The sequence below is a fragment of the Streptomyces sp. TRM64462 genome (assembly GCF_013362995.1).
Classification (GTDB): Bacteria; Actinomycetota; Actinomycetes; order Streptomycetales; family Streptomycetaceae; genus Streptomyces.
Genome location: NZ_JABWDV010000408.1, coordinates 1 through 9,372 on the forward strand (window position 1 = coordinate 1; position 9,372 = coordinate 9,372).

A 9,372-nucleotide genomic window follows, 5' to 3' on the forward strand; every position below is an offset into this window, starting at 1 on the left:
CGGCGGCGCGCTCCTCGCGCGGCGAGTGGCGCAGCGTCCGCAGCCGCTTCATCAGGGCGCCCGTGTCGATGCCGACCGGGCACGCCACACGGCAGCCGCCCTCGCCGGCGCAGGTGTCGACGGCGTCGTACCCGTACGCCTCGACGAGGGCGTTCTCGACGCGTGAGCCGTGGCCCTGGCGTACCATCTCGCGGCGCAGCACGATCCGCTGGCGGGGCGTGGTGGTCAGGTCGCGGCTGGGGCAGACGGGTTCGCAGAAGCCGCACTCGATGCACGCGTCGGCCATCGGCTCGACCGCCGGCACGGACTTCAGGCCGCGCAGATGCGCGCGCGGGTCGCGGTCGAGGACGATCCGCGGCGCCAGCACCCCGTCCGGGTCGATGGCCTGCTTCGTACGCCACATCAGCTCGGTGGCCCGGGGGCCCCACTCCAGCTCCAGGAAGGGGGCGATGTTCCGGCCGGTGCCGTGCTCCGCCTTGAGGGAGCCGTCGAACCGTTCGACGGTCATCCGGCAGAACGCGTCCATGAACGCGGCGTACCGGTCGACGTCCCGCGGGTCGGCCGGGTCGAAGGCCAGCAGGAAGTGCAGATTGCCGTGCGCGGCGTGGCCGGCCACGGCGGCGTCGAAGCCGTGCGCGGCCTGGAGGCCGAGCAGCGCCTCGCAGGCCTCGGCGAGCCGCGCCGGCGGCACCGCGAAGTCCTCCGTGATCAGTGTCGTACCGGCGGGCCGCGAGCCGCCGACGGCGGTGACGAACGCCCTGCGGGCCGCCCAGAGGCGCCCGGCGGCCTCCGGGGCGCGCGTGAAGGCGTTGGCGACGGACGGCACCGGCGCGATCAGGTCCAGCGTGTCGAGCACCTCGACCGCCGCCCACTCGTACGCGTCGAGTGCCGCCTCGTCGGGGGCGCGGAACTCGACGAGCAGCGCCGCGCAGCCGCGGGGCAGCTCCGCCCAGTCCGCGGGTACGCCGGGCACCCGCACCGACGCGCGCAGCGTGTTGCCGTCCATCAGCTCGACCGCCCGCGCCCCCGCCTCAGTGAAGCGGGGCACGGCGGCCGCGGCGGCCGGCAGCGACGGGAAGAACAGCAGCGCTGTCGACACCGCCCGGTCCAGCGGCAGCGTGTCGAACACGACCTCCGCGATGAAGCCGAACGTGCCCTGGGATCCGACCATGAGGCCGCGCAGGATCTCCACAGGCGTGGCGCCGTCGAGGAAGGCGTCCAGGCGGTAGCCGTTGGTGTTCTTGATCCGATACTTGGTGCGGATACGGGCCGTCAGCTCGGGGTCGGCCTCGATCTCGGCCTTGATGCCGAGGAGTGCCTCGCACAGCTTCGGTTCGGCGCGGGAGAGTTCCTCGTCGGCGGCCGGATCGCCGGTGTCGACGACGGTGCCGGTCGGCAGGACGACGGTCAGGGACGACACGGTCCGGTACGCGGTGCGGGTGGTGCCGGCGGTCATCCCGGAGGCGTTGTTGGCGACGACCCCGCCGACCGTGCAGGCCGCGGCGCTCGCCGGGTCGGGGCCGAGCACCCGGCCGTACCGGGCGAGTACGGCGTTGACGCGGCCGACGGTGGTGCCGGGCCGTACCCGGACGCGGGCGCCGCCGTCGAGGACCTCGACGCCCTCCCAGTGCCGGCGCACGTCGACCAGCATGTCCTCGCCCTGCGCCTGCCCGTTGAGGCTGGTGCCGGCGGCCCGGAACACGAGTTCGCGGCCCTTGCCGTGCGCGAACGACAGGATCGCCGACACGTCGTCGATGTCCTCGGGGAGCAGCACCACCTGCGGCACGAACCGGTAGGGGCTCGCGTCCGACGCGTACCGCACCAGGTCCGCGACGCGCGACAGCACCTTGCCGGGGCCGAGCACCGCGCTCAGCTCGTCGCGCAGCGGCGACGGCGTGCCGTGGGCGGTCAGCTCCGGCACCCGGTCGGGGGAGGGCGTCCGGCGCGGGTCGCCCGCGCGGAGGGCGTCCGGCTTCGGCTCCAGCAGCGGCATGTCGCGCTCCCCTCGACGGCGCGCGAGGGCCGTGCGGCGGGCTCAGCAGCGCCGCTCGGGCACCCCGTCGACCAGAGCGGACAGCAGCCCGCCGAGCACCTCGCGCTGTTCGGCGGTCAGTGGAGCCAGGATGTCCTCTGCGGCGGCCCGGCGCGCGCTCCGCAGCCGCCTCAGCGTGGCGCGGCCCTCGTCGGTGAGCTCGATGCGGATGACCCGGCGGTTCGCGGGGTCGGGGACGCGGCGCACCCGGCCGCTCGCCTCCAGGCCGTCGACCAGGCTGGTCACGGCGCGCGGCACGACTTCGAGACGCTCCGCGAGGTCGGCCATGCGGGGCGGCGCCTCATAGTGCGCGACGGTCCGCAGGAGGCGCGACTGGGCGGGCGTGATGCTGATGTCCGCGGCCTCCAGCTGCCGCTTCTGGCTGCGGTGGAGCCGGCGGGTGAGCCGCAGCAGCTGCTCGGCCAGGAGGCCGTCGGCGTCGGGAGCGTTCATAATCGGAAGCGTATCAGGACCACGCTCATTGTGAAGTACGGTAACAATGAGCTATCCTCTCAAAAGGTCCCGTCTCGCACCCGAAGGGAGCCCATGCGTATCCACGCCGAGTCCACCTGGACGCCACCGCCCCCTGATCCCGACCAGCCGCCGGCGCAGATCCGGCGCATCCTGCGGCTCTTCCGCCCGTACCGCGGCCGCCTGGCCGTGGTCGGCCTGCTCGTCGGCGCCTCGTCACTCGTCGGCGTGGCCTCGCCGTTCCTGCTGCGCGAGATCCTCGACACCGCCATCCCGCAGGGCCGTACGGGGCTGCTCAGCCTGCTCGCCCTCGGCATGATCCTCACCGCGGTGGTGACCAGCGTCTTCGGCGTCCTGCAGACGTTGATCTCCACCACGGTCGGGCAGCGCGTCATGCACGACCTGCGCACCGCCGTCTACGGCCGGCTCCAGCGGATGCCGCTCGCCTTCTTCACGCGGACGCGTACCGGCGAGGTGCAGTCCCGGATCGCCAACGACATCGGCGGCATGCAGGCGACCGTGACGTCCACGGCCACCTCCCTCGTCTCCAACCTCACGGCCGTCGTCGCGACGGTCGTCGCCATGCTCGCGCTGGACTGGCGGCTCACGGTCGTCTCGCTCGTCCTGCTGCCGGTGTTCGTGTGGATCAGCCGCAGGGTCGGCCGGGAACGCAAGGCGATCACCACACAGCGGCAGAAGCAGATGGCCGCGATGGCCGCGACGGTCACCGAGTCCCTGTCCGTGAGCGGCATCCTGCTCGGCCGCACCATGGGCCGCGCGGACTCCCTCACCCGGTCCTTCGAGACCGAGTCCGAGCGCCTCGTCGACCTGGAGGTGCGCGCCTCCATGGCCGGGCGCTGGCGGATGAGCGCGGTCACCATCGTCATGGCCGCCATGCCGGCGCTGCTGTACTGGGCGGCCGGGCTCGCGCTCCAGACCGGCGGGCCCGCCCTCTCCATCGGCACGCTCGTCGCGTTCGTCTCGCTCCAGCAGGGCCTGTTCCGCCCGGCCGTCAGCCTGCTGTCCACGGGCGTGCAGATACAGACGTCCCTGGCCCTGTTCCAGCGGATCTTCGAGTATCTGGACCTGCCCGTCGACATCACCGAGCCCGAGCGGCCCGTCCACCTGGAGAAGGTGCGCGGCGAGGTCCGGTTCGAGAACGTCGACTTCCACTACGAGCAGGACGACGAGAAGAGCGGCCCCACCCTCGACGGCATCGACATCGCCGTGCCCGCGGGCACCAGCCTCGCCGTGGTCGGCGCCACCGGCTCCGGCAAGTCCACACTCAGCTATCTCGTCCCCCGTCTGTACGACGTGACGGGCGGCCGGGTCACGCTGGACGGCGTCGACGTACGGGACCTGGACTTCGACAGCCTCACGCGGGCCGTCGGCGTGGTCTCCCAGGAGACGTACCTGTTCCACGCGTCCGTCGCCGACAACCTGCGCTTCGCCCGGCCCGACGCCACCGACGCGGAGATCGAGGCCGCCGCCAGGGCCGCCCAGATCCACGACCACATCGCCTCGCTGCCCGACGGGTACGACACGCTGGTCGGCGAGCGCGGCTACCGCTTCTCCGGTGGCGAGAAGCAGCGCCTCGCCCTGGCCCGGACCATCCTCCGCGACCCTCCGGTCCTCATCCTGGACGAGGCGACCAGCGCCCTCGACACACGCACCGAGCATGCGGTGCAGCAGGCCATCGACGCGCTCTCCGAGGGCCGCACCACCATCACCATCGCCCACCGGCTCTCCACCGTGCGCGACGCCGACCAGATCGTCGTCCTCGACGGCGGGCGCATAGTCGAGCGCGGCAGCCACGCCGAGCTGCTCGCCCGGGGCGGGCGCTACGCCGCCCTTGTCCAGGGCGATGTCCTCATGAACACGGAAGCGCCGCCGCTCCCGTGGGACGGGGGAGCGGCGGCGCAGCGTCGAACGAGCGTCAGACCAGCCAGCCCACAAAGTGGATGACACCGGCGAGCAGGTTGGTGATGAGGTTCATGGGGTGGATCTCCTTGGACATCGTGCAGTAGTGGGACGACGCAATCGCGGTCTGCAGCCCGTCGCTTGCGCACCGTAAGCATCATGCGCCGCAGGGGAGTTGAGCAACGGATTCCGGAACGACCACACGTTCCGGCGAACATCCGCGCGTACGTTCGCGTGTTCCCGTGGCATGCCGATGTGACTGATATGCCAGGATTATGAGACGTTACGGGTTAGCGTTCCCGCATGTGGCGCATGTCCCAGCACTCCACGGCGCGACGCGGAAAACGGCCCCGGCTGACCCGCCGTGGCCGACTGGTCCTGATCACCGGCGCGCTCGTCCTGATCGCCGCCGGCGTCCTCGTCCCCCTGCTGCTGCTCCGGGAACCCGCCCCGGTCAAGGAGCCGGAGAAGAAGACCTGGACGCTCCTCGTCCCGGAGGGCTGGCGGGCCACCCAGGTGTACGCGGCGGTCGACAAGTCCCTCGGCGTCCCGCCCGGCACCGCCCGCGCCGCCGCGACCGCCGGCCTCACCCTGCCCGCCGCGGCCCGCGGCAACCCCGAGGGCTTCCTCTTTCCGGCGACGTACCCGGTCGACGAGACGACCACCCCGAAGAGCCTGCTGCGCTACATGGTCACCACCGCGGGGAAGCGCTTCGGAACCGACCGCATCACCGAAGGCGCCCGCCGGACCGGCTTCAGCCTCTACGAGACGGTGATCATCGCCAGCATCGTCCAGGCCGAGGCCGACACTCCCGAGGACATGGGCAAGGTCGCCCGGGTCATCCACAATCGGCTGGCCCGCGGCATGCCCCTCCAGATGGACTCGACGCTGAACTACGCCCTGGACCGCTCGACGCTCGACACCACACACGCCGACACCCGCATCGACAGCCCGTACAACACCTACGCCCGCACGGGCCTGCCGCCCACACCGATCGACAACCCGGGCGAGGAAGCCATGCACGCGGCGGTCGAACCCCCACCCGGCGACTGGCTGTACTTCGTCACCGTCCAGCCCGGCGACACCCGCTTCACCAGCAGCTACACGGAGCAGCTCCGGAACGTGGCCGAGTTCAACGAGAACCGCCGCACGGCGTCCTGAAACGGGACTACTCCGCTCAGGCGGCCGCCGCGGCCGCCGGAACGCGCGCCAGGAGGCGCAGGACGTCACGCACGGCGGCCCGTCCCGCGCGGTTCGCGCCGATGGTGGAGGCGGAGGGCCCGTAACCGACCAGATGGACGCGTTCGTCCCGTACGACGCGGGTGCCGTCCATGCGGATGCCGCCGCCCGGTTCGCGGAGCCGGAGCGGGGCCAGGTGGTCGAGCGCCGCCCGGAAGCCGGTCGCCCACAGGATCACGTCCGCGTCGACCGTGCGCCCCTCGTCCCACGCCACGCCCGTCGGCGTGATCCGGTCGAACATCGGCAGCCGGTCGAGGATCCCGCGCTCCCGCGCCTCCCGCAGCGCGTCGGTCAGGGGCAGGCCCGTCACGCTCACGACGCTGCGCGGCGGCAGCCCCTGCCGTACGCGCTCCTCCACCAGGGCGACCGCCGCGCGCCCCTCGGCCTCACCGAACCGGGCATCGCGGAACACCGGCGGGCGCCGCGTCACCCAGGTCGTCTCCGCCGCGACGTCCGCGATCTCCAGCAGGTGCTGCGTCCCGGACGCCCCGCCGCCGACCACGATCACCCGCCGCCCCGCGAACTCCTCGGGCCCGGCGTACCGCGCCGTGTGGAGCTGGCGGCCCCGGAACGTCTCCTGGCCCGGGTAGCGCGGCCAGAACGGCCGCTCCCACGTGCCGGTCGCGTTGATCAGGGCCCGCGTCCGGTACGTGCCGTCGGAGCCCTCCACGAGCAGCCGGCCGTCCTCGCCCTCGCGGACCGCCGCCACCCGCACCGGCCGGCGCACCCGCAGCCCGAACGCCTCCTCGTACCGCGCGAAGTACCCGCCGATCACCTCCGCCGACGGGCGGTCGGCGTCCGCGCCCGTCAGCTCCATGCCCGGCAGCGCGTGCATGCCGTGCACCTTGCCGTACGTCAGCGACGGCCAGCGGAACTGCCACGCGCCGCCCGGCCGCGGCGCCCCGTCGAGCACCACGAAGTCCCGGTCCGGCCCGAGCCCCGCCCGGCGCAGGTGGTACGCGGCGGACAGGCCCGCCTGCCCAGCGCCGACGACCACGACATCCATGTCTCGCACCCAAGAGTCGTTCACGTTTCTACTAACTACGGGGCTGTGGCGGATCTTCCCGGACGGCACCATGGAGGGATGAGCGACGCCTTCACCACACGGATCCTGAACATCGCCACCGGACACCACGAGGTCGTCCACGACCTCACCGACGCCTGCGCCTCCTTCCTCCAGGAGGTCGCGGCCGGCCGCGACGGACTGCTCAACGTCTTCACACCGCACGCCACCACCGGAGTCGCCCTCCTGGAGACCGGCTCGGGCAGCGACGACGACCTGCTGGCCGCGCTCCACACGATCCTCCCCGCCGACGACCGCTGGCAGCACCGCCACGGCAGCCCCGGGCACGGCCGCGACCACGTACTCCCCGCCCTGGTCCCGCCGCACGCGACCCTCCCGGTGATCGACGGACGCATGGCGCTCGGCACCTGGCAGTCCGTGTGCCTGGTCGACACCAACAAGGACAACCCTCAGCGGCAGGTACGGCTGTCGTTCCTCGGGTAGTGGGGACGGGACCGCGGCGAGGGCGCCGACCACGGCGATGAGCCTCTACCACGGGGACCTGCCGCAGGAACTGGAGGTGCGGGCGGCTGGCCCCGGCGCGTGTGGCCGAGCGGATCGCTGAGCACCCGGATCGCCTACGTGAGCTGCCGGCCGCCTGACCGCCCACGCCACGCGCCGGGTGAAATCCTCTCGGCACGGTATGGACAGCGACGGACCCATGGGCCAGGTAGGTCAGGACGAATCCCTGTCCTGGGAGGACCCGCAGCCGCACGAGTCGCGGTGCTGGAAGGTCGGCTGGATCAGCACCCGGCGCGGCGGCAGATCGGGTTGCGAGATCCGTGAAAGCGAGAGCTCGAAGGCCTGCTCGCCGATCATCAGAGTGGGCTGGGCAATGGCCGTCAGTCGTGGTTCGAAGAGGTCCGACCACTCGAAGTCGTCGAAGGCGACCAGCGCGATGTCGTCGGGTACCCGGACACCAAGGGTACGCAGGCCCCGCATCGTCCCGATGGTCATCTGATTATTGGCCACGACGAGCGCGGTGGGCGGCTTGGGCAGGCTCAGGAGTCTGGAAACCGCCTGCTGGGCCGGCGCCGCCTGGGAGTCGCCGGCAACGAGGTAGTCGTCCCGTCGAGGGATGCCGCGACGCTCCAGGCCCCGTTTGTAGCCGCGGATGCGCTCCTCCGTCGTGGCGAGCCCGGGGCGTCCGGAGATCATCGCGATGCGGGTGTGGCCGGTCTCCGCGAGGTGGTCGACGAGACGGGCCGTGGACTCGATGTTCTCCACGCCGATCTGGTCGACCTCCTCTCGGACGAAGCGGTCGATGACGGTCACGGGCACGTCGGCCTGCCGCGCGTAGCTCAACGTCCGCGAGGCGTCGCCCGACGGGGCGAGCACGATCGCGCTGACCTTGCGGCGGAGCAGCTCGCCTACGGCGCGCAGCTCGGCGTCCCCGTCGTCGTGTGTCTCGGCCAGGAGCAGCGAATAGCCTTCCTTGGTCGCCCGCCGATCGAGGCCGTGCACGACGTCGGCGAAGTACGGGTTGGAGATCGCCGACATGGCCAGGCCGATCGTGCCGAACTCCTCGCGCTGCTGCCGGGAGAGCTTCTCCGGGACGTAACCGCACTTGACCACCGCGTCGTGCACCAGGCGTGCGGTGTCGGGAGCCACCGCCCGGGTCCTGTTCAGTACATGCGAGACCGTCGAGACCGAAACGCCTGCCAGGGCCGCCACGTCGCTCATGGTGGCGGTCTGTCGTGGCCGTCTGCCTGCCATGGACAACAGGTTAGCAATCTTTGCGCAAATCGGATCCTTCGGCGTGGAGGAGTCCGCACCCGCCGCGGCTCGGACAGCGCCGGTTCCCCGCCCTGTCGGAGGGGTCGCGGCCTCGCCGCCTTCGCTTCCTCCCACGCACGGAAGGTCGCCGAGATCCGGGGCGTACAAAGCTTTGCGCAAAGCCTTTACTGGTCTTGTCGGTGGCTGTAGCGTCCAACTCAGTCGCTCAGAGAACAGCCGAGGAGGTCAGCGTCATGATCACGGAATCCTTCGGCCTTCGCGGTCAGCCGACCGACGGCGACGGTTCGCACCCCTCCGGCGGCAGTTCACGCGGAACTCGCTTCCCCGCCCACCACGGCTCCAGGTCAGGACACACCATGCCTGCTACGACCACCGGCCTGTTCTCGTTCACCGAGCACAGCGGCACGCCTGACAAGAACACCCTGGCCGACGCCTCGTCCGCTTCAGGGCACTGGATCGACGGGGAAATTGAGACCCTGACCGGCGAGCGTGGTGCGCCCGCCTCCCGACGCGGCCACGCTGTGTGCTCGATGCCTACCTCCCAGGAGGCCGTTTCTGCCCTGCGGTCCTTCACCAAGGTCGTGGCGCGCCGCTGGGGGATCCACGAGGACGCGGTCTACACCCTTCGGGTGGCGGTCTCCGAGCTGGTCACGAACGCCGTGCTGCACAGCGGCGGCGATGACGTCGAGCTGTCCCTGGGGCTCGACGGCACCACCGCGGTCGTCCAGGTCAGGGACAGCGGTACGTGGGTCCCGCCGGAGCACGCCACGGAGGGCCGCCACGACGAGGACGAGGTCCACGGCCGTGGGCTGAACATCGTGCGCGCCTACGCCAAGAAGTGCACGGTCGAGTCGTCCTGGAAGGGCACCGAGGTCCGCGCCGAGATCGACGTGTCGGCGATCGAGGCGCG

The 9,372-nt window shown here is 71.8% G+C and carries 8 protein-coding genes; 4 read left to right on the forward strand and 4 right to left on the reverse strand.

All coding sequences use genetic code 11. The features are described 5' to 3' along the window. Nucleotides 1-1,993 (reverse strand): FAD-binding and (Fe-S)-binding domain-containing protein (locus tag HTZ82_RS24640; protein WP_175411618.1); only part of this gene is annotated, 1,993 nt, incomplete at its 3' end. Nucleotides 1,994-2,035: 42 nt separating this feature from the next. After that, nucleotides 2,036-2,485: a MarR family winged helix-turn-helix transcriptional regulator gene (locus tag HTZ82_RS24645; RefSeq protein ID WP_175411619.1), complete on the reverse strand. Its 450-nt coding sequence runs from the start codon at nt 2,483-2,485 to the stop codon at nt 2,036-2,038. A gap of 93 nt (nt 2,486-2,578) precedes the next feature. Here HTZ82_RS24645 and HTZ82_RS24650 point away from each other — a divergent pair, with 93 nt between their 5' ends. Both HTZ82_RS24650 and mltG read left to right on the forward strand, forming a co-directional pair. Beyond that, nucleotides 2,579-4,468 carry an ABC transporter ATP-binding protein gene (locus tag HTZ82_RS24650; RefSeq protein WP_175411620.1) on the forward strand — a complete coding sequence of 630 codons (1,890 nt, stop codon included), beginning with the start codon at nt 2,579-2,581 and terminating at the stop codon, nt 4,466-4,468. A 267-nt stretch (nt 4,469-4,735) separates the two neighbouring features. Then, a complete protein-coding gene (gene mltG / locus HTZ82_RS24655; protein WP_175411637.1) occupies nt 4,736-5,584 on the forward strand; it encodes an endolytic transglycosylase MltG in 849 nt (282 codons plus the stop codon). 16 nt (nt 5,585-5,600) lie between these two features. On the opposite strand, the gene HTZ82_RS24660 is transcribed toward mltG, so the two are convergent. Next, on the reverse strand, nt 5,601-6,668 hold the full coding sequence (locus HTZ82_RS24660; RefSeq protein ID WP_175411621.1) for an FAD-dependent oxidoreductase: 1,068 nt from the start codon (nt 6,666-6,668) through the stop codon (nt 5,601-5,603). A 78-nt stretch (nt 6,669-6,746) separates the two neighbouring features. On the opposite strand from HTZ82_RS24660, the gene HTZ82_RS24665 reads away from it, so the two are divergent. After that, the gene (locus HTZ82_RS24665) at nt 6,747-7,169 is read left to right on the forward strand and encodes a secondary thiamine-phosphate synthase enzyme YjbQ (RefSeq protein ID WP_175411622.1); all 423 of its coding nucleotides are present in this window, start codon (nt 6,747-6,749) and stop codon (nt 7,167-7,169) included. A gap of 231 nt (nt 7,170-7,400) precedes the next feature. Here HTZ82_RS24665 and HTZ82_RS24670 read toward each other — a convergent pair whose 3' ends face one another. Continuing rightward, entirely contained in the window at nt 7,401-8,441 is a 1,041-nt protein-coding gene (locus tag HTZ82_RS24670) for a LacI family DNA-binding transcriptional regulator (RefSeq protein WP_254712081.1), read from the reverse strand. Nucleotides 8,442-8,818: 377 nt separating this feature from the next. Here HTZ82_RS24670 and HTZ82_RS24675 point away from each other — a divergent pair. Next, nucleotides 8,819-9,372 (forward strand): ATP-binding protein (locus HTZ82_RS24675; RefSeq protein ID WP_175411623.1); only part of this gene is annotated, 554 nt, incomplete at its 3' end.